At 38.4% G+C, this 21,841-nt stretch carries 17 protein-coding genes, 2 riboswitches and 1 other annotated feature (1 of these 20 cut by a window edge); of the genes, 7 read left to right on the top strand and 10 right to left on the bottom strand.

What is annotated here, in order from left to right; all coding sequences use genetic code 11:
* The 3 genes from C9J34_RS05635 to pckA form a co-directional block, all read right to left on the bottom strand.
* Entirely contained in the window at positions 1 to 1,197 is a 1,197-nt protein-coding gene (locus C9J34_RS05635) for a Ger(x)C family spore germination protein (protein ID WP_107838891.1), read from the bottom strand.
* A gap of 148 nt (positions 1,198 to 1,345) precedes the next feature.
* A complete protein-coding gene (locus tag C9J34_RS05630) occupies positions 1,346 to 2,899 on the bottom strand; it encodes a spore germination protein (RefSeq protein ID WP_238600577.1) in 1,554 nt (517 codons plus the stop codon).
* A gap of 123 nt (positions 2,900 to 3,022) precedes the next feature.
* A complete protein-coding gene (gene pckA, locus C9J34_RS05625) occupies positions 3,023 to 4,609 on the bottom strand; it encodes a phosphoenolpyruvate carboxykinase (ATP) (protein ID WP_107838889.1) in 1,587 nt (528 codons plus the stop codon).
* Positions 4,610 to 5,215: 606 nt separating this feature from the next.
* Positions 5,216 to 5,333: riboswitch (SAM riboswitch) on the top strand.
* Positions 5,334 to 5,527: 194 nt separating this feature from the next.
* Between pckA and metK the strand changes: the two genes are divergently transcribed.
* Positions 5,528 to 6,733, top strand: coding sequence for a methionine adenosyltransferase (gene metK, locus C9J34_RS05620; RefSeq protein WP_107838888.1), 1,206 nt, complete (start codon positions 5,528 to 5,530; stop codon positions 6,731 to 6,733).
* A gap of 127 nt (positions 6,734 to 6,860) precedes the next feature.
* Here metK and C9J34_RS05615 read toward each other — a convergent pair whose 3' ends face one another.
* Positions 6,861 to 7,379, bottom strand: a complete 519-nt coding sequence (locus C9J34_RS05615) for a gamma carbonic anhydrase (RefSeq protein ID WP_107838887.1) — start codon at positions 7,377 to 7,379, stop codon at positions 6,861 to 6,863.
* 157 nt (positions 7,380 to 7,536) lie between these two features.
* On the opposite strand from C9J34_RS05615, the gene C9J34_RS05610 reads away from it, so the two are divergent.
* Together C9J34_RS05610 and C9J34_RS05605 are read left to right on the top strand one after the other, a co-directional pair.
* The gene (locus tag C9J34_RS05610) at positions 7,537 to 8,337 is read left to right on the top strand and encodes an alpha/beta hydrolase (protein WP_107838886.1); all 801 of its coding nucleotides are present in this window, start codon (positions 7,537 to 7,539) and stop codon (positions 8,335 to 8,337) included.
* 324 nt (positions 8,338 to 8,661) lie between these two features.
* Positions 8,662 to 10,200, top strand: coding sequence for an alanine/glycine:cation symporter family protein (locus C9J34_RS05605; RefSeq protein WP_107838885.1), 1,539 nt, complete (start codon positions 8,662 to 8,664; stop codon positions 10,198 to 10,200).
* A gap of 64 nt (positions 10,201 to 10,264) precedes the next feature.
* Here the strand turns inward: C9J34_RS05605 and C9J34_RS05600 are convergent, their stop codons facing one another.
* From C9J34_RS05600 to cydD, 3 genes are all read right to left on the bottom strand, one after another.
* Positions 10,265 to 11,437, bottom strand: a complete 1,173-nt coding sequence (locus tag C9J34_RS05600; protein WP_107838884.1) for an MFS transporter — start codon at positions 11,435 to 11,437, stop codon at positions 10,265 to 10,267.
* A gap of 40 nt (positions 11,438 to 11,477) precedes the next feature.
* A riboswitch (purine riboswitch) is annotated at positions 11,478 to 11,577 on the bottom strand.
* 20 nt (positions 11,578 to 11,597) lie between these two features.
* On the bottom strand, positions 11,598 to 13,232 hold the full coding sequence (cydC, locus tag C9J34_RS05595) for a thiol reductant ABC exporter subunit CydC (protein ID WP_107838883.1): 1,635 nt from the start codon (positions 13,230 to 13,232) through the stop codon (positions 11,598 to 11,600).
* On the bottom strand, positions 13,220 to 14,857 hold the full coding sequence (cydD, locus tag C9J34_RS05590) for a thiol reductant ABC exporter subunit CydD (RefSeq protein ID WP_107838882.1): 1,638 nt from the start codon (positions 14,855 to 14,857) through the stop codon (positions 13,220 to 13,222). The genes cydC and cydD overlap by 13 nt, the downstream gene beginning before the upstream one ends.
* A 313-nt stretch (positions 14,858 to 15,170) precedes the next feature.
* On the opposite strand from cydD, the gene C9J34_RS05585 reads away from it, so the two are divergent.
* Genes C9J34_RS05585 through cydS form a run of 3 tightly spaced genes read left to right on the top strand, consistent with a single transcriptional unit; the run spans position 15,171 to position 17,650 of the window.
* Positions 15,171 to 16,514, top strand: coding sequence for a cytochrome ubiquinol oxidase subunit I (locus C9J34_RS05585; protein WP_107838881.1), 1,344 nt, complete (start codon positions 15,171 to 15,173; stop codon positions 16,512 to 16,514).
* Entirely contained in the window at positions 16,505 to 17,533 is a 1,029-nt protein-coding gene (locus tag C9J34_RS05580; RefSeq protein WP_107838880.1) for a cytochrome d ubiquinol oxidase subunit II, read from the top strand. The genes C9J34_RS05585 and C9J34_RS05580 overlap by 10 nt, the downstream gene beginning before the upstream one ends.
* Positions 17,534 to 17,545: 12 nt before the next feature.
* Positions 17,546 to 17,650, top strand: a complete 105-nt coding sequence (gene cydS / locus C9J34_RS22810) for a cytochrome bd oxidase small subunit CydS family protein (protein WP_411830082.1) — start codon at positions 17,546 to 17,548, stop codon at positions 17,648 to 17,650.
* Between the two features lie 125 nt (positions 17,651 to 17,775).
* Here the strand turns inward: cydS and mnmM are convergent, their stop codons facing one another.
* On the bottom strand, positions 17,776 to 18,372 hold the full coding sequence (gene mnmM, locus C9J34_RS05575; protein ID WP_107838879.1) for a tRNA 5-(aminomethyl)-2-thiouridylate-methyltransferase MnmM: 597 nt from the start codon (positions 18,370 to 18,372) through the stop codon (positions 17,776 to 17,778).
* Entirely contained in the window at positions 18,369 to 19,313 is a 945-nt protein-coding gene (gene mnmL, locus C9J34_RS05570) for a tRNA modification radical SAM protein MnmL/YtqA (protein WP_107838878.1), read from the bottom strand. Before mnmL ends, mnmM begins: the two co-directional genes overlap by 4 nt.
* A gap of 443 nt (positions 19,314 to 19,756) precedes the next feature.
* Here mnmL and C9J34_RS05560 point away from each other — a divergent pair, with 443 nt between their 5' ends.
* Entirely contained in the window at positions 19,757 to 20,929 is a 1,173-nt protein-coding gene (locus C9J34_RS05560) for an MDR family MFS transporter (RefSeq protein ID WP_107838876.1), read from the top strand.
* Positions 20,930 to 20,971: 42 nt separating this feature from the next.
* On the opposite strand, the gene C9J34_RS05555 is transcribed toward C9J34_RS05560, so the two are convergent.
* A complete protein-coding gene (locus tag C9J34_RS05555) occupies positions 20,972 to 21,556 on the bottom strand; it encodes a transposase (protein WP_107838875.1) in 585 nt (194 codons plus the stop codon).
* A 260-nt stretch (positions 21,557 to 21,816) separates the two neighbouring features.
* Positions 21,817 to 21,841, top strand: a binding site (T-box leader) (it continues 184 nt past the right edge of the window).

Here is a 21,841-nt window from a genome sequence, read left to right as displayed (position 1 = left end):
TCACTCCTCTATAGGAAAAAATGTTGAGTTTTGAGTAGTACCAGTGCTTCTGGTTTGTACTACTACATCTAGCATAACTTCAACATCTGGAAAAATGGTACTCCACTGATCTTTTATATTTTTCCATTTTTTAGCCTCTTGCTGGTGCAGTATTTTATTAAATTGGACAGCATCAGCCTTGTACTTCTTTTGTAATGCGTATAATGTTTTCTCCATTTTTTGTTTGATGACGGTGGACGTTTCTTCATTAATGTGCATGATTGCTTGTTCTGTTGATAAATCAATGATGCAATTAACCTCACCTATATTTTGTTGAACACTCACTGATACATGGATTTTAGGTAGATCCTTATCAAAATTTCCTTTAACTGTTGTTTTTGTATGGGTAATTTCTGCTGCTAAGTTGCCCCCGCTAGGACAAGCTATTTGCATAATTGAACTGGTAATATTATCAGTTAAAAAATTATAACCTGTACTTTCCTCATCGGTGAGTAGCCCAACCTTTTTCCCCTGTTTGATGACAGCTAATCCGCTATACTTTAAGGTGGCAGGTGCAACGATTTGATCGACGTTTTCTTGGCTCATTCCTGCTTGCTTGTCTCCAATAAGCTCAAGCGTGGAGAGTACAAGACTATTTTCTTCTCCATGTAGTAAAGTAATGATATCACTCATTGTTACAGTTACTGTAGAGCCCCATGCTTTTTCAGAAATTTTGAGAGAGTTTGCTATTTTACTTGCAGGTATTTTTTCAACAGGTGTCAGCACACTAATAATATTTTTAGCAGTTGTTTCATTTGCAGCGATAATAGTAAAATCATTGCGAAACTCGTGGTCGCGTGTGAGTAAATCTAACACAGGCTTAATCCCGCTCTCTGTCAGTTCACTGCCAAGTACAACGATTTGTAAATGTGAAAAATACGATTTTCTAGGCGCTAATAATGTTACTTTGCGAATTGCTTCAAACACTGTAGAGCCAGTCGCTGAATACGTAGAAACTGGAGATCGTCCACTCGTTGGTTGTTTAGAAGAAATTTCCCCAGGGTTGACGATTTGGACAGTTACTTCAAATTCATCGCCTTTTTGATCGATGCCCAATGCAACAACAATTGCTATTTCATTCAGTTCTCTTTTGCTCCAACAGCCGCTTAGTAGCATACATAGTAAAATAAGCAGTAGAACAGAAGTTATTTTGCGCATTAAGACACCTCTTTTACAAGTAAAATCAATTCAATTGCTGTCTCCATATTTAACTCCAGATGTAATTACGCTATTAGGAGTCTTTTGGATTTGTCACTATGCTTTCGTAAAAGCATAAGTTGCTGAATCAAGATAAAATAATCCCTAATTATCTTTTATACGTTTTTTTATATTGTGATGCACGTGTTGTATTTGTTTGATTCACTAAACGAGGTCGTTTCGTTAAAAATTTTCTAGGGAATAATAAGACCGCATCCTTTTGATCTTCCAGTATCAATGGTGCAAATGGACTCATATATGGAATGCCAAATGAACGTAAGCTACATAAATGCAAGACAAGTGCTAATATGCCAATCATTACACCGTATAGACCAAATCCTCCAGCCAGTAAAATGAAAGGAAAACGTAAAACTCGGACTGAATTCGATAGACCATATGATGGGAAAATAAAACTACATATAGCAGTTAAAGCAACAATAATAACGGTTACTGCGGACACAATACCGGCTGTCACAGCTGCTTCGCCAATTACTAATGTACCAACAATTGAGACAGCTGGTCCGATTGTGCGAGGCATACGCAGCCCAGCTTCACGCAAAACTTCAAAGGCGAGCTCCATTAATAACGCTTCGATGACGGCTGGAAATGGAATACCTTCACGCTGTGATGCAATACTAATAAGTAAAGGTGTAGGCAGCATTTCCTGATGAAATGTCGTCACCGCTACATAAAAGGCAGGGGCAACTAATGAAATAAGGATGGCAGCAATCCTTAATAAGCGAATAAGAGAGGTGACGATTGCATTTGAATAATAATCTTCAGACGATTGTAAAAACGATGTAATGAGAGAGGGAACAATAAGTACAAAAGGCGTACCATCAACCATAATTGCGACCTTTCCTTCGAGTAATTCTCCTGCAATTACATCTGGACGCTCTGAAGTATACATTGTTGGGAACAATGAGAACTGGGTATCCTGAATCAATGACTCAATATAACCGCCTTCTAAAATACCGTCGATATCAATTTGATTTAGCCGATCTAGTACCTCTTGCACAATTTTTTCATTAGCAATGCCATTAATGTGAATGACGGCCACATCAGTTTGTGTGACAGAACCAATAATCTTTGTTTGAATCCAAAGATTAGGATTTTTGATTTTGCGTCGAAGTAAGGCTGTATTTGTGCGCAATGTTTCCGTAAAAGATTCACGTGGTCCGCGTATAACAGACTCTGTAGCAGGCTCCATAACAGGTCTATCTTTAGCATCTTTTATGTTCGTAGCGAGTGCGATTGCTAAACCATCTACTAGGATAATTGCACTGCCATTGAAAAGGGCACTGTAGAGCGTTGCAAATTTTTTGATTTCTTCTACATTGCCAATTGTTAAGCAATATTGCTTTAAATAATCCGTTGTTTTTTCGATGTTTTCTTCAACCTGATCTGTTAATAATCCCATAATAGGCTCTAACAATGTATTTGTAATATCTGCTTTATTGACTAAGCCCTCTATATAAACAATCGCTACAGACTGTTTAGCAGCTTCTCCAATGAAAAGCTGTCGTACGATCATATCATCACTAAAGCCCGTTGTACGTTTGATTATATCAAGCGTATTTTGTAGTGAAGTAGGTAAAGGTTGCTGATGTGCATCGGGTGAAAGTTGAGAGAGAGGGGATTGCTGTGTGTCTGAGTGTTTCATTTTACATCTCCTCCAATACATATAAATAGAGGATAGGCAAATTTATAAGAAATTAAACAAGCACTTTTAACAAAAAATGCCCAAAAATGAATTAAAATCATCTTCGGACATTTTTCAATCATATTAAACTAGTGGTCCGCCTTTTTTCGAAATATCGTCCGAAACGTTAGCGAATTTTTTGAAGTTATCGTTGAAAAGGCTTGCTAAATGCTTCGCTTTTGCATCATATGCATCTTTGTCAGCCCAAGCATCACGAGGGTTCAATACTTCTGATGGAACACCTTCGATTACTGTTGGGATGTGTAAGCCAAATACTGCATCTTGTGTTGTTTCAACATTACCTAGTTTACCTTCAATTGCAGCGCGCACCATTGCACGTGTGTAAGAAAGTTTCATACGGCTACCTACACCGTATTCACCACCAGTCCAACCAGTGTTGACTAAAAATACTTGAGCGCCATGTTCGTCAATTTTTTTACCAAGCATTTCTGCATAAACTGTTGCAGGAAGTGGTAAGAATGGGGAACCGAAGCATGTTGAGAATACTGGTTCTGGCTCTGTTACGCCACGTTCTGTACCTGCTAGTTTTGATGTGAAACCGCTTAAGAAGTGGTACATCGCTTGCTCTTTTGTTAATTTAGAAATTGGAGGCAATACGCCAAATGCGTCTGCAGTTAAGAACACGATTGTTTGTGGGTGTCCTGCTACAGAAGGCTTCGCAATATTTTCGATATAATCAATCGGATAGGCAACACGTGTATTTTCTGTTAATGAGCCGTCATCATAGTTGCAAATACGTGTATTTTCATCCACTACAACGTTTTCTAATACAGCACCGAAACGAATGGCATTATAAATTTCAGGCTCTTTTTCTGCTGAAAGGTTGATTGTTTTTGCATAGCAACCACCTTCGATATTGAATACACCATTGTCTGACCAACCGTGCTCGTCATCACCGATTAATTTGCGATCGCTATCTGCTGATAAAGTTGTTTTACCTGTACCAGATAAACCGAAGAACAGTGCAACATCGCCTGTTTCGCCAACATTGGCTGAACAATGCATTGATAAAATACCTTGCTCCGGTAATAAGTAGTTCATAATACCGAAAATAGATTTTTTCATTTCACCAGCATATTCTGTACCGCCAATTAAAATGACTTTCTTTTCAAGTGAAACAATAATGAACGTTTCTGAACCTGTACCGTCAACGGCTGGATCTGCTTTAAAGTTAGGAGCCGAAACGATTGTGAAGTCTGTTTTATGTGTAGCCAGTTCTTCCGCAGTAGGGCGGATAAATAATTGATGACAGAATAAATTGTGCCATGCATATTCATTGATTACTTTAATTCCGATTTGTGAATCTTTATCTGCACCAGCAAAACCGTTAAATACGAAAAGTTCGTCGCGCTCTTTTAAATAGTTAACTACTTTGACATATAGTTTTTCAAACACTTCAGAAGAAATCGGACGGTTTACTTTACCCCAGTCAATTTTATCTTTTGTGCTTTCTTCTTCTACAGTATATTTATCTTTAGGAGAACGACCAGTATATTTGCCTGTTTCAGCACGCAATGCACCGTCAACAGTTAGAATTGCTTCTCCACGAGATGTTGCTTTTTCTACTAACTGTGGAACAGAAAGTTGAACATGAATATTTGTGCCATTTAATAAATCTTTCAGTTCGTTCGCAATTTCTACTGAATTCATCGTTTAAAACCATCCTTTTGTTTATAATATTCCCAAATCTGATGGGCGTTTCTTTCCTTCAACTACAAAAAGTATAACACATTAAATGAAATAGTCTATACTAATTCGTTATAAATTTATGAAATTTTGTGGCGAAACGATTACAAACCTCCTGTATAGTTGATTTTCATCATAGTAGTTACAATTGATGCAGAAAGCGATTGCATGTATGAGATGTTTCAAATGAAAGTTATGTGATTATCCCAATTGACCTTTTGAGTGCTGAACAAATGTTCACTTTGCGAGGTGTGCATGAGATTAAGAACGAGCAGACCTCTTTTCAAAATCTGTAACCTCTTTTGGAGGCTTTGAGGCAACGGGATGTAGCTTACTCAGTCGTGGTATATATGTCGCAGTGTTCTTAGACTGAGTTATGCTTTCTCGGCAGGTGTTTGTACACCCATTGAATTAAAGCAAATGAGGCATTCATCTAAGAGGGAATTTTCTGTACCCGCACCTGATGCTACGCTTTCGGTACAAAAAACATTGTTGAATCTAGATAAAATAAGCATATATAGTATTTGACAGCGTAAAAAGATTTATGTATCATATGTAATTGAACGGATACTCTTATCCCGAGCTGGTGGAGGGTCAGGCCCTGTGAAGCCCGGCAACCTGCATGACTTTTCACATCATGCGTTGGTGCCAACCTGATGCAAGGAGAATGCTCCTTGAACGATAAGAGTGAAAGGGAACGAAAACACAATCCTTTCTCTCATACTTTATGAGTGGAAGGTTTTTTTATTGCAAAAAAGAAACCTCTTTTCTTTGATTATACCTTTCAAAATCCTCGTGTTAAGAAGCGGTAATGGCTTAAATAAGCTTGACATGGGTAACGAGTACCGTATCATATTCGCAGGAATTATAGGAGGAAACAACATGACAAATCGTAGACTATTTACATCAGAAAGTGTAACAGAAGGACATCCTGATAAAATTTGTGACCAAATCTCAGATGCTATTTTAGATGCTATTTTAAAGGAAGACCCAAATGCACGTGTAGCATGTGAAACAACTGTAACGACAGGTCTTGTACTAGTTGCAGGGGAAATTTCAACTTCTACTTATGTCGATATTAAAGGCATTGTACGTGATACTGTGGCAGAAATCGGCTATACGCGTGGGAAATACGGCTTTGATGCAGAAAACCTAGCAGTGCTTGTAGCAATCGGCGAGCAATCTCCTGATATCGCACAAGGAGTAGATCAAGCGCTTGAAGCTCGTGAAGGCTCAATGTCAGATGAAGCAATTGAAGCGATTGGTGCTGGTGACCAAGGTTTAATGTTTGGTTATGCTTGTAACGAAACGCCAGAGCTTATGCCGCTGCCAATTAGCTTAGCTCACAAGCTAGCACGCCGTTTAACAGAAGTGCGTAAAACGGGCGAATTAACATATTTACGTCCTGATGGCAAAACGCAAGTAACAGTAGAGTACGATGAAAATAATGTACCAGTGCGTGTGGATACAATTGTTATTTCTACACAGCATGATGAAGATGTGACATTAGAGCAAATTCAAGCAGATTTAAAACGCCTTGTAATTGCATCTGTTGTACCAGCAGAGTTATTAGATGATGCGACAAAATACTTTATTAATCCAACAGGTCGCTTTGTTATCGGTGGACCAAAAGGCGATGCGGGCTTAACTGGTCGCAAAATTATTGTAGATACGTACGGTGGCTATGCACGTCATGGCGGTGGGGCATTCTCAGGGAAGGATGCAACAAAGGTTGACCGTTCAGCAGCTTATGCAGCACGTTATGTAGCAAAAAACATCGTGGCTGCTGGTTTAGCGGATCGTGCTGAAGTACAACTTGCTTATGCAATTGGTGTAGCACAGCCTGTATCTATCGCAGTTGATACATTTGGTACAGGAACAGTAGCATCTTCACAAATCGTTGAATGGGTTCGTGAGCTATTCGATTTACGTCCAGCTGGAATTATTAAAATGTTAGATTTACGCCGCCCAATTTACAAACAAACAGCAGCGTACGGACATTTCGGTCGCACAGATTTAAATGTACCTTGGGAGCAAACGGATAAAGCGGAAGTATTAAAAGAAAAAGCGGCATTATTAGCGAAATAATCGCATGATGAAAGGCTGTCAGGGAATGGAGGTTAACGCCTCCGTTCCTCCGACAGCCATTTGTTGTTTTATACTAAATATTTTCTAAAAAAACGGGGCTCGCAAGGAAATAGCTCAAAATCAATTTTTAGACGTTCTCTTGCAAAGATTTATAATATTGCCCTTTTTCTACATATTCGCGAATAATGCGATCCATATCTTCACGATCCTCTGCATTGACTTCGCGTACTACCTTTACAGGGCGACCCAGTGCAAGCGAGTTTGGTGGTATCTTTTTACCTGGAGGGACAAGGCTGCCAGCACCGATAAATGCACCTTCTCCAATTTCAGCGCCATCAAGAATAATGGAGCCCATACCGATTAATGCACGTTTACGAATCGTACAGCCGTGCAATGTCACTTGATGGCCGACTGTTACTTCATCTTCAATAATAACAGGGTTATTTGGACTTTGATGGATACAGCTTAAGTCTTGTATGCTAACACGCTTACCGATTACAGTTGGTGCTACATCACCGCGAATAACCGTATTAAACCAGACGGTAGATTCTTCTCCAATTGTGACATCACCTGTTACCGTAGCGAAATCGGCAATAAATGCAGTTGGATCAATTTTGGGCGTTATCCCTTTATATGGGTAAATCATGTTAAAAACGCTTCCTTTCTTTATACAAACTCTGCAACCATCGTATCAAAAGTCGAGAAAAATATAAAATAAAATTTAAACAATTGTATAAATACCGATTATAATAGAGAAATCTATTCAGAATATAAGCATGTTAATACTAATAGGAGGGATTGCAATGTGGAAATGGGAGGCTGAGGGACAGCCAAAAGCAGTTGTCGCAATTGTCCATAGTGCATATGAGCATCATCGCTGGTATGCTTGGCTAATTGAAAAGCTGCGAAGCGCAGGATTTCACGTTGTAATGGGTGATTTGCCAGGACATGGAGCACAAGCTCAAAATATAAGTTACCATGATGAAGATTTTTTCAAATATGAAGACTATGTGAAGCAGTTAATCGAAATAGGCTTATCCGAAAACTTGCCTGTATTTGTTATAGGTAATGGTTTAGGTGCAACAGTGTTAATGAATGTTTTACAAAAAAAGAAATTGGAATGTGCTGGTGCGATATTTGTTTCTCCATGGATGCAGTTAAAGCTTCAACCAGGAAAAATGTCAAATGCACTAACGAGCATTAGCGCGCTAACTTCTAGTGTAAAATTAAATCATGAAATTACTGTTCAACTAATGTCTCGAAATTATGAAGTATATGATGAGCTAAAAGATGATGTTCCTCATAATACAACTGTTACAGTGAAATGGTATAAAGATTTGCAACAGCTTTTAAAGCGCTTAAAAAATCCAGAGGTAAAATTCCTTAATTTACCTGTTTTGATGATGACAGGTGAAAGGGATCAAATTACGGATATACAGGCAGCTAAAAATTGGTTAATACAACAACCACTATCGCATTTTCAATATAAAGAATGGTCAGATTGTCAACATAGTTTATACTTTGAAATGGAAAGAGAAGAAGTATATTTATACACAAAAGATTTTATGAATAATGTGTTACGCTCATTAGGCTATATTATGTAATTACCTAAAAAATAAACAAAAAATGTTTTTTATATAATAAATTTTAATGGCAGTATGGCGTGAAACCACTTGGAAAAAATTCTTTGTGAAATAAATAATATAGGCACTCGAAACACTTTAACCAATTAGTGAGTGAATAGGGAAATAGGCATGTTAAAAATATTTCTAACATGCTTTATTTTGTTCTAAAGCTGATAAAACCTCTATTTTTAAAAATTTTGAAAACCGAAATATTTAGAATATTTTAAAAATGTATTGCATAAAAAATGCATATGTAATATAGTAAATTTCAAAATAGTACAATGTTTTCAAAGGGGGATTTTAATGGATGCTTTGGTAGGGTTTTTAAATGATATTTTATGGGGACCATGGTTTATTTACGCTATTTTACTAGTAGGACTATTTTTCTCAATTATTACTCGTTTTATGCAAGTACGCCATATTAAAGACATGTTTGTGTTAATGTTTAAAGGGGAAAAATCAGAAAAAGGTATTTCCTCATTCCAAGCGATGTCGATTGCTTTATCGGGGCGTGTAGGTACAGGTAATATCGCAGGTACAGCAACTGCAATCGGTATGGGGGGACCTGGTGCTGTATTTTGGATGTGGGCAATTGCTTTCATTGGAGCTGCGACAGCTTATGTAGAGTCGACATTGGCTCAAATTTACAAAGAAGAGAAGGAAACTGAATATCGCGGTGGTCCAGCCTTCTATATTGAAAAAGGTACTGGTCAAAAATGGTTCGGTATACTATTTGCAGTTGTAGCAGTGATTGCAATGTTAATTTTAATGCCTGGTGTGCAATCTAATGCGATTTCAGGAGCAGTGGAAAATGCTTTTGGTTTAGCTCCGTGGATTACGGGTCTTATTATTGCAGTATTATTAGGTGCAATCATTATTGGTGGGGTTAAATCAATTGCAAATGCAGCGCAGGTTATCGTACCATTCATGGCTGCAGCTTATATTATTATGGCACTTATTATTATTGCGATGAACATTTCAGAAATTCCAGCAGTTATCGGCTTAATTTTCTCAAGTGCATTTGGTGCTCAAGAACTTTTTGGTGGAATAGTGGGCTCTGCTATTGCTTGGGGTGTTAAACGTGGCATTTACTCAAATGAGGCTGGTCAAGGTACTGGTGCTCACCCAGCAGCAGCTGCGGAAGTATCTCATCCTGCAAAACAAGGGATTGTACAAGCAGCATCTGTATACATTGATACATTATTAATTTGTTCAGCAACAGCATTTATGATTTTGTTTACAGGTATGTACAATGTGCATGATGAAAAATCAGACAAAATTATTGTGCAACATGAATCGAAACAAGAGGAAATTTATCCAACGATTTTCACAGGCGAATTTGGTCAAAAAGACTATACAGGTGATACGCAAATTTCTTATGCACAAACAATTAAAGAAGGTGCTACTTATACACAGCATGCTGTAGAAAGTGCAATTCCAGGGTTTGGCGCACCATTCGTAGCAATTGCATTATTCTTCTTCGCTTTCACAACAATTATGGCTTATTACTATATTGCTGAAACAAATGTTGCTTATTTATTTACAGGAACCGCTGAGAAAATCGGTATTTGGATTGCGAAAATAGCGATTTTAGTTGCTGCATTTTTAGGAACAGTACGTACTTCAGATTTAGCTTGGGCAATGGGGGACGTTGGTTTAGGTTTAATGGTATGGGTAAACGTTATTGCTATTTTAATTGTCATGAAGCCAGCAATTTTGGCATTAAAAGATTATGAAAAACAAAAAAAGGAAGGCAAAGACCCGCAATTTGATCCTACTAAACTAGGAATTAAAAATGCAGATTTCTGGGTTGAACGCAATAAAGAAAGACAAGGAAAATAAATCATCATAAGAGAAAACTACCAAAAGTAGCTGTAGGCTGCTTTTGGTAGTTTTTTTGCAAGAGTTAACTAATATGCTGTTCTTGCGATTGTGATGTCGACAAGCCTTTTAATGAAATTGCTGCACAGACTAAAGCGGCTATAGCAAAAATAGCGCCGAATGTCGATAAGTAAATAGCTGATGCAGTGAAAGTGAATACGATGCCACCAACTGCTGAGCCGATTGCAATCCCAATTTGCAATGCAGCGGTATTAAGGCTTTGTTGAACATCGGATGTTTTCGGTGCAATTTGAATTAAATACGCTTGTAAAGGCGGTGTTAATGCCCAGCTCAAAGCACCCCAAAATACTGTGACGATTAAAAATAATGGTAGTGAAACGATTGTAAATGGAATAAGAAGTAGCACAATAGCAAATGATGCAACAACAAATAGAATCGTTTTTTTCGTACCAAGCTTATCATTTAGCCAGCCTCCCAGCGCATTACCGCTAACTGAGGAAACACCGAATAATAAATAACAAGCGCTAATCCAAGAGGCGCTTAAATCAAAGGCCTCTACTAAAAATGCTGTTAAATAAGCATACAGCATATAATGTCCTGCTAGCATAAACAATGTTGTAAATTGTGCGCTTAAAATTTTCACATTCGCTAATGATTTTATTTGTTCCTTTAACGGAATAATTTCAGCAACAGGCATTCTTTCTAGGAAAACAATATTTAAAATAATCGATAAAACGGATAATACCGCAATTCCTAAAAAGACGGAGCGCCAGCCAAATGATTCTGTAATGAAGATTCCTAACGGGACACCGATGACAAGCGCCGAGCTAACGCCGATAAAAACATAGCTAAGTGCTTTTGCACGATAGCGCGGCTCAACGATTTTCGCTGCAACTGTCAGTGATAAAACAATAACGAGTGCTGTGCTCATCGCAGAAATAATACGAGCAATCATCACAATTGTAAATGTTGGACTTACATACATCATTAAGTTACTTAAAGCGAAGATGACTAATGAAATAATAAATAGCTGCTTTCTTTCTATTTTCGCTGTTAATGATAACAGTAGTGGGGCAGATAATGCATAGATAAAGGCAAAAACGCTAATCAACTGTCCTGCTGTGGCAATTGACACGTTTAAATCCTCTGCAATACTAGGCAAAATACCTCCTACAATTAATTCAACTAAACCGACTGCAAATGCAGTAATTGCAAGAATATAGACTCTCCAATTCATTTAATCAATCCTTTCCTATAAAAATAAAAAAACTCCTGATTACAAAAATAAAAATTTTTGTAATCAGAAGTTTACGGTTTCTGGTAGAGACCCTCAAACCATATTATTGAGGTTATACATTTGCTATCCTAACATAAAAGCAGTCGTCTGACAACTGCTTTTATGTTGATAGTTTTTGCATGTAATAAAAAATGCCTTGTTTTTCGATTAAATCATCGTAGTGACCGATTTCTACCAGTTGGTGTTCATGAATGACAAAAATACGATCAAAATGTGCAAGTGCATCGAGCTTATGTGTAACGCAAACAATGGTTTGGGGTGATGCTAATAACAAATCGGTACAATGCGCTGTTAAATTGCTATCTAAATGAGCAAATGGCTCATCTAATAAATAGATAGGTACGTCGCGTAATAGTACACGAGCAAGCGCTAAACGTTGCTGTTCTCCTCCAGATAAATTGCGCGCATTTTCTAAAACCTCTTGTTCAAGTGAAAAGGGTAGCTGCAATTTAGTTAACAGCTCCTCCATATGTGCATCTTCTTGGTCACTTAATAAATTTTCCCGTACAGTGCCGCTAAAGAAGTGGTTGTGCTGCAACATAATGCCCATTTGAGCCCATAGCTCTTCATGTTGAATTTGTGCGGTTTTTTGTCCATTCCATAAAATATTACCTACACTTGGCTGTAAATTTTGAATCAGCAATTGGAAAAGTGTCGATTTTCCAGCACCACTTGGTCCTATGATGGCAATTTTTTCACCTTTTGTTATCGTAAATGAGACGTCGCGTAATGCTTGAAATTCGCTATTTGGATAGCGATAGCTTAGTTTATCTGCTTGCAACGAGTGCAATTTGTCTTGCTGTAAAGCTTGTGTTGGTATTGTTGTGCTATTAAATGCCGTCAAACGATTAAACGCTTCTTTTGTCTTTGCTTTATGCAAAGGGACCGTGCCGAGTGGAATCGCCACCTCAAAAACGGTTAAGGCAATTAACAACAGCATCGCTAAATAAAGCCCATCTAAAGCGCCTGTTGTTACGAAATAAGCACCAAGCATAACGACAGCAAAGGCGGTTAATAAGGCGATCGCTTGATTGACAAGTTGTGCTTGAAGCGCTTGCTTTTCCTCGTTTTGCAAATCTTGCTCAAAGTCGACGCTCAATTGTTGAAGTGCTTGCTCCGAAGCAGGACGTTGCCCAGCTACCGTTAAATCGGTTAAGCCATAAAAATATTCGGTTAAGCTTTCGGTATAGAGCTGCTGACTCGTCGCTTCTTTCTTTTTTTGCCAAAGGACAGGCAAAATAACGGTGCACAGTAGGACGCTTATTAGTAACAGTAAAGTAATCCAAACAGAAAACCAAACCGTAAATAGCATCGTGCCGAAAAAGACGAGCAATGCAACGAGCGGTGGATAAGCAACACGTAAAAAATATTGCTGTAATGTATCAACATCCTTCGTCATACGTGTTAATAAATCGCCGCCTCGGTAACTTGAAAGTAAAGCATGTGCATGTGGCTGCAAGCTTTGAAAAAAGCGGATACGAACTTTTTCCAGCAGGGAAAATGTGACGCGATGTGATATATAGCGTTCCGCATATTTACTAGCAGATTTAGCAACACCGAACAGCTTTAAAAAGGCGGTTAAAATTAAAATAATATAAAACGGTGGCAATAAGGCAGCTTTGGAAATTAAAAAGCCGCTTTGGGCAAATAGTGCGACCGCTGTTAAGCCGCTAATCGTTCCAGCTAACAAGGCGAATAAAAAATCTTTTTTTTCACTTACAATCATTTGCCACATGATGTTTCACCTCTTTTCAGTTGTCCATTTCGGACTTCGTAAATGATATCTGCATGTGCGATGCTTTCGTAGCGATGTGCGACAATAACGACGGTACTATGATGATGAAATTGCTGAATTAGTTGATGAACGGCTTCCGCTGTTTTGACATCAAGCGCGGCAGTCGGTTCGTCTAACAATAAAACAGAAGGTTTTTTTAACCAAGCTCTTGCTAACGCAATGCGTTGCTGCTCGCCACCTGATAAGCCGAGCCCACCTTCGCCAATTTTTGTGTCCAAGCCATTTGCAAGTTGCTTAAACCATGCTATAAGTTGCACTTGCTGTAAGGCTTCGAGCAAGTGCTCCTCTGAGTAATCTTTGCCCATTTGCAAATTTTCTCGCAATGTTGCGGCAAATAAATATGGTCTTTGCGCGACGAGCATCATCTCTTGGCGCCACTTTTGTTCTTCTATTCTAGATTGCGCTTTACTATCAATTAGTAGCTGCCCCGTATCAGGCTTGATTAATCCTGCAAGCATATGCAAAATCGTTGTTTTCCCATGTCCAGATGGTCCGATAATGGCGATGGTTTGTTTTGATGGAACCGTCAAGGTGATAGGTCCAATTGTTTGTTGCTCGTATTGAATAGAAGCATCTTTTAATGTAAGGGAAGGTGCTTCAGAAAAAGCCTCTGTTCCCCAAATTGGCTCACGTTTTGGTTCGTATAATGCTTCCTGTAAAATTTCGGCTGCTGCTAAGCTCCCGCGCCCTGTATGAAAGGCGGCACCAAGCTCCTTTAATGATTGATAATATTCAGGTGCTACTGTTAAAACGAAAAAGGCAGGCGCAAAGGCAAGCGTTTGGAAGACAATCATGCGAAAGCCGATTTCTAGTGCGACTAGACCAATACCAAGTGTTGTAATAAGCTCAATAAATAAAGTAGAAGCAAAGGCGATTTTCAAAACGCTTAATGTTGCGATTGAAAATTGTCTATTATGCTCATTTAATTTGTGCTCCTGCTCATGTGCTTTGCCAAATAATTTTAATGTTTGCAAGCCGTAGAGCATTTCTAAAAATGTGCTTGAAAAGCGATTCATTTTCGTCAGCTGCTGCTCCGACTTTGCCTTTGTTTGAATACCGATTAAAATATAAGTTAAAGGAATAAAAGGTGCCGTAATTAGCATAATAATGGCACTTGTTGGATGTACAAAAAATAGCGTGATGACGATGACCGCTGGTAACGTCAATGTTTTAATAAATTGCGGAATATACTGCGCATAATAAGCATGCAACTCCTGAACAGTATGCTGTAAAATCGCAATTTTTTCACCAGCAGGTTTGGAAGTTGGTGTAGACCAATGTGCCATTAATTGCTGACGCACCTTCGTTTTCACATTTCCTGCATAGCGGTTAGCTGTCAGCTGCATAGAAGCTTGTGCCGCAAGTCTCACACAAATCGCTCCTGCTAAAAGCGCAGCATACGGCAGTATTGCCTCAAAGGATGATTTGTCGATAAAGACGCTATCAACGATTTTGACAATACTATATGCTTGTCCAATAATTGCCCCTGCAATCAATAAGCTAAAAAATATAAAGCATGCGATATATTTTTTTTCTGAAAATGCCAGTTGTTTTAACCATGTCATGTTGTACCCTCCTTAATTTGTGTGAGTGCCAGGCACACAAACAATTCTGACAATTAACTACTATTTAAAGGTATACTAAGTTTGTGACTTTTGGAAAGGAATACACTTGTGTTCGTAGTGGTTTTATGCGTTTTGTGACAAATTTCTGTATGTCGAATATGTGAATACATGTGAAAGCAAAGCGACTAAAATAGATTACCGTTATAATTAGTGCTACGATGAAAGCAAATTAGTTAATCAATCAGTCATTGCGTGCAGATTTTTCGAGTGCATGTTAGAAAATCTGTGATATCTGCTGAATCAAAATAAAGGAGTGAGGGAAGTGGATTCTGTTTTTTGGAGTAGAGCATTAACGGAGCTTACGTTATCGTTCCATATTATTTTTGCAACGATTGGCGTCGGCGTGCCGTTAATGATTTTAATTGCACAATATGTAGGTTATAAGAAAAATGATATGCATTATACGATGATGGCCAGACGCTGGGCACGTGGCTATACAATTACCGTTGCTGTTGGTGTTGTGACAGGGACGATTATTGGTTTGCAGCTATCATTATTATGGCCACAGTTTATGGAAGTAGCTGGGCAAGTGATTGCGATACCATTATTTATGGAAACGTTCGCGTTCTTCTTTGAGGCGATTTTCCTCGGTATTTATTTATACACGTGGGATCGCTTTAAAAACCCGAAATATCATATGTTACTGTTAATTCCTGTGAGTATTGGTGCTGCCATGTCCGCTCTTTTTATTACGATTGTCAATAGTTTTATGAATGCACCGCAAGGCTTTACGGTAAAGGGGGATGCATTAATTGATATTCAGCCATTTATGGCGATGTTTACACCAGCAATGCCGACAAAAGTTGGACATGTTTTAACAACGGCCTTTATGACGGTAGCATTTATCCTTGCAGCAATTGCTGCATACAAATTATTGCGTGGGGAAAATCATGTTTATCATAAAAAAGCGCTCGTTTTAACGATGAAGCTAGGGTTGATTTTTGCACTTGCTTCAGCGGTCGTTGGCGACTTTTCAGCGAAGTATTTAGCGGAATATCAGCCTGAAAAGCTAGCGGCGGCAGAATGGCATTTCGAAACGGAAGAAGGAGCTGATTTAATTTTATTCGGTGTGCTAGATGACGGCGAAATCAAATATGAACTTCGTTTACCGAAAATGCTAAGCTTTTTATCACATACAGATTTTAATGCCGAAGTTATCGGGCTTGACCAATTCCCAGAAGATGAGCATCCACCTCTTATTATTCATTATTTCTTTGATATTATGGTTTCAATCGGTGTCTTTATGATTTTATTATCCGCTATATTTGTGCTCGGCAAATGGCGAAGCTGGTCTTTCGTTGAGGCAAGATGGTTTAGATGGCTCATTGTACTAGGTGGACCGCTATCAGTTATTGCAATAGAAGCAGGCTGGTGGTTGGCAGAAATGGGGCGTCAACCATGGATTTTATATGGCATTATGCGCACAGCTGAAGGGGCTACAACGGCAACTGGTGTTGAATATTTATTTATTGCCTTTGCAGTCGTGTACTTTATTTTAGGTGTCGGCAGTGTTGTCATTTTACATCGCATGTTTAAAAATAATCCGATTGACAAGGAACTAAATTCAAGACAGGATGGTGAAGGCTCATGGCATTAGAAATATTAGGTATATCTGTGTTATGGCTGTTCTTGTTTGGCTATGTGATTGTTGCTTCCATTGATTTTGGTGCAGGTTTTTTCAATGCTTATAGCTTGTTGCGAGGAAATCATCAAACATTAACGAAAATTATTAAGCGCTATTTATCACCTGTTTGGGAAATTACCAATGTTTTTTTAGTATTTTTCTTTGTCGGGGTGGTGGGTTTTTTCCCACAAACGGCTTACTATTATGGAACGGTACTGATTGTCCCTGCCTCCATTGCTTTAATTTTATTAGCGATTCGCGGTAGCTACTACGCATTCGAAGCGTATAGCGGTGTGAGCGGACATAAAGGCTATGCGCTTGCTTATGGAATTTCAGGGCTGTTTATTCCCGCTGCTTTATCTGTCGTTTTAACGATTTCAGAAGGTGGCTTTGTCAATATGGATAGCGGGCATCCGAAGCTTGATTATGGTGCATTATTTGCTAGCCCATTATCTTGGTCGATCGTTGTGCTGTCGATTGTGGCAGTGCTGTATATTTCCGCTGTATTTTTAACATGGTATGCGCATAAAGCTGGAGAGCGTGAGGCAACAGAAGTGATGCGAAAATATGCCTTGATTTGGGCAGGGCCTTTAATTGTGAGTGCTTTCGGTATTATTATCGAAATGCGTCAATTAAACAATTGGCATTATGAAAATATGTTTGATGTGTGGTGGCTCTTTGCGCTATCGGGCTTGTTATTTGCTGGAACGGTGTATTTCATTTATAAACGCATTCGTTATAATTGGGCGCTCATCTTACTCATTGTCCAATTCGCGTTAGCATTTTTTGCATATGGCGTTTCACATTATCCGTATTTGCTCTATCCGTATTTAACAATTCACGATAGCTTTACGAATGAGGCGATGGCGATTGCCTTGGTTGTCGTATTTATTGCAGGGCTAGCTTTATTAATACCGTCACTCTACTTAGTGTTCCGCTTGTTTGTCTTTAATAAAGAATATGTATCAGGGAAATCTGATCATCATGTATAGGAGGGCAAAACAGTGAGTAACTTTTTAATATTTGTTGCACCTTTTCTTGTTGTGATTGTATCTGTTGCAGCCGCTTTTTTCGTTGCGACACGTGCTAGTTGGGTGGATGAGGAATAGAAACAGGGCTGTTTGAAAAGAGTAACATCTTTTCGAACAGCCTCTTTTGGTTGGACGAGTTTGAGAATCTTATGAGCGAATATGGCTATTTATCGAACGAATTCACTTATTCAATAAACCGAACATTACTTTTGAACTGGCGAGTAGTTATCATCCATTTCCTTCACTTTTTCAAGGGCAACAACAAACGGCGGGGTGTTTTGTTGATTTAAAAACTCATATCGCAAAACATGCACATACTTTTGTGGTAAGCTGCTAACAAAGCGTAGCACTTCATCGCGTTCCTCTGCGCCGCCTTCATGCCCATGATAAATAACAAGCACGATAATACCGCCTACTTTTAATAATTGCAGAAGGGTTTCCAGTGCAGTAATCGTCGTATTTGGCTTCGTAATAATGGAATGATCACTGCCAGGTAAATAGCCTAAATTGAAAATAGCACCCGCTACAGGTTTTGTGACATATTTCGCGATATTTTCATGTCCATCTTTTAAAACGAGGGCACGATGCTCTAGCGCATTATCGAGAAGGCGATGAAGTGTTGCATCGACAGCCTCTTTTTGCACATCAAAGGCATAGACATAGCCGTCGTCGCCAACTAAATTGGCTAAAAATAATGTATCATGTCCGTTACCTGCAGTTGCATCTACAGCGATATCACCTTCTTGAATCGCCTCTGCTAAAAGGCTTTGCGCATATTGTAAAACACGTTGTAGTTTCATTTCTTCACCTCGTAAAATTTACTTTGCCATGTATCTCGACGGTCTAATTCCGCATCAATCCCATTTAACACACTCCATTTATTAACGCTCCACATCGGCCCTATCATTAAATCAATCGGTCCGTCGCCTGTAATGCGATGTACAATCATATGGGGCGGAAGTACTTCGAGCTGATCAACAACGAGCTTTATGTAATCATCTTGATTCATAAATTGCAGCATGCCCTTTTCGTACTGTTTCACTAATGGCGTGCCTTTTAATAAATGTAGTAAATGAATTTTAATACCTTGTACATCAAGCTTGGCTACTTCAAGTGCTGTTTCTAGCATCATATCATACGTTTCCAAAGGTAAGCCGTTAATAATATGTGTGACGATGCGAATATTATGGCGGCGTAGCTTTTCTACACCTTCTATATAAGTTGCATAATCGTGTGCGCGGTTAATTAAATTCGCCGTCTTTTCATGCACCGTTTGTAAGCCGAGCTCCACCCATAAATACGTACGCTCATTTAATTCAGCTAAATATTCAACAACATCGTCTGGTAAGCAATCAGGACGTGTGGCGATGCTGATACCCATCACACCCTCACAAGCAAGCGCAGCTTCAAACTTTTCCTTTAGTACTTCTAGTGGGGCATGTGTATTCGTATAAGCTTGAAAATAAGCCATCGTTAAGCCATCTTTCCATTTATGCTGCATTTTCGCTTTAATTTTTTCGAATTGTACGGGAATGGGGTCCACTTTATTGCCAGCAAAATCACCGCTGCCTGCTGCTGAGCAAAATGTACAGCCACCAAAAGCAACCGTCCCGTCGCGGTTTGGACAATCGAAGCCTGCATCTAAAGCAACTTTATACACCTTTTGTCCAAATTCATTACGCAAATAGCGATTCCATGTATAGTAACGTTTCCCATCTGAGGGGAAGGGGAATTTTGTCATTGTTGTCACTCCTTTAAAGAACAATCTGCAAGTAGTAGTTTACCATACTTAAATGATGTATGATTTTCTCTAATATGAAATAATTTAAGGAGGCTTATTTCATTGAAATCCTATTTAGTACATCGAGTTCCTATTTATCTATTATGTATTGGTGGCGCATTGCTTGGTTTAATTTGCGCTTTTTTTACATTCCCCTCACTCCAGTGGAAAACGGGCATCATCTTCTATTTACTAGCGGTGATAGTAGGAGAAACCCTATATTATCATCTGCGTTGGAAAAAAAGATCATAGATTAATGTGAGAAATCAGTCAAACTCCAAGAGGAGGAGGCTTATTTTTTAATAGGGCATGGCACTAATATGAAAAACTTTTTCTTGTATATTTTGCAAAAGAGGCATAGACTGATATTTTGAATATCGGATGAATTTGGAAGGAGAGAGGGTATGCCAAGACAGGTATGGTATTTAGTCATCGGGATGTTTTTGAACACGGTAGGTAGCTCCTTTTTATGGCCTTTAAATGCTATATATATACACCATCATCTTGGAAAAACGTTGACGATTGCTGGCTTTGTTTTAATGTTGAATTCATTAGCAGCGGTCATCGGTAATTTATTGGGTGGTTATTTATTTGATAAAATTGGTGGCTTTAAAACAATTGTGATTGGTGTCACATTAAATATAGGTGCACTCAGCTTATTGATGTTTTGGCATGATTGGTGGCCTTATGTCATTTTATTAACGATTATCGGCTTTAGCGGTGGTGTTGTTTTTCCTGCGATGTATGCCTTAATTGGTGCTGCATGGCCAGAAGGTGGGCGCAAAGCGTTCAACACATTATTTTTATCGAATAATGTTGGTGTAGCTGTTGGTCCGGCATTAGCAGGCTTTATCGCAGATTTTAATTTTGAATATGTTTTTAAAGCGAATTTTTTTATGTATCTAATCTTTTTCTTACTCGTCGTTTTGACATATAAACGCTTTGATACGAAAAATATGGCACCTAAAAATGTACTTGCAGAAAGAGGTAATAAAGAGTCCAAAGCGGGTATGTATGCTTTATTAACTTTATGTATCGCCTTAGTTTTATGTTGGATGTCTTATTCACAGTGGAGTGCAACCATTTCCTCCTATACACAAGGTTTAGGTATGTCACTATCACAATATAGCATTATTTGGACGATTAACGGTTTACTGGTTGTAGGTTTCCAACCAATTATTCGTCCGCTCGTTCGACGTTGGGAAAAGAAATTAAAGCATCAGCTTGTATTAGGGCTTGTGTTAATGTCGTTTTCTTTCGGCATCGTTGCAGTGGCGGAGGAATTTAAAATATTTGCAGTGGCGATGGTGATTTTAACATTAGGAGAAGTATTTTTCACACCTGTTATTCCGACGATTGCGAATCAGCTTGCACCAAAAGGTCGACAGGGCTTTTATCAAGGTATTGTCAATAGTGCAACAACAATTGGGCGTATGATTGGTCCATTATTCGGTGGAGTGATGGTTGATTTGTTCGATATGCAGACGTTAATGTGGAGTTTAGTTGTGTTGCTTCTTATAGCGATTATCCCTGCATGTGCCTGGCACACAAACAATAAAGAAAATTCAGAAAACTAAATACAATTCAAGTAAAAAGCTAGTGTTACAACTAAGTAAGCACTAGCTTTTGTTATGGTTCAATTGTAAATCATAATCATCTTCACAATATGTTAAATAGAGATCTAGGGTAGGATATTTTGAATGAATTAAATAAGAAAGAAGAGTATCTTGATGTAAAAAGCAGAATGGTGCTGGCACTTTATTATAGTAATAATAGTAAGAGCTATACAGGTAAAGGGCTAGTGTTTCTACTAAAGGGACGGTTGTATTAATAGGGTTACGGTGAATATAGCGACTAACAGCAATGATATCAAAGGGGGAAGGTACAATATCGGAAAAAAATCTTTTTTCATATAGATGACCAGTGTAGTTATATTTCTTCTTGAAATAATCACTATAACGCCGATTGATCATCGCCATGATTTTGCTATGAGGAGCATAGGGAGAACGAAGTAACAAATGGTAGTGATTTGGCATAATACAAAAAGCAATGATGGAAAATTGATATTTTTGATATGTGTACTCTAAAATTCGCAAAAAAGCTTGATAATCAGAGTGATGTAAAAAGATTGTTTGTCGATTATTCCCACGCATGACGATATGGAAATAATGGTATGGTGACCAAAGGCGATGTTTTCTAGGCATAGCAGCCCTCCTTATGTGTTAATTGAATATAGTGTAAAAACAATGGTGAATCTTGTCAAACTGCTCAATAAAGCGCTTGTTGTGCAAAGTGTTCGAAATTAGAAATTTGACTATGAAAAGTGAATGAAATTTATAATTTGAACAGTAAAGTGCGCTAAAAAATTTTTTTTGTGAATTGTGTGGAAATTGTGTGTGTGCCTGGCACTTGTAAAAAAGACTTGTGCTTTCAAGCCAATTCCATTAGAATGAAGGCATTATATACAACGACTATGACAAGGAGTAGTA

The sequence above is a fragment of the Metasolibacillus meyeri genome, from assembly GCF_003049505.1.
Classification (GTDB): Bacteria; Bacillota; Bacilli; order Bacillales_A; family Planococcaceae; genus Metasolibacillus; species Metasolibacillus meyeri.
This window is presented reverse-complemented; position numbering and strand designations above follow the sequence as displayed.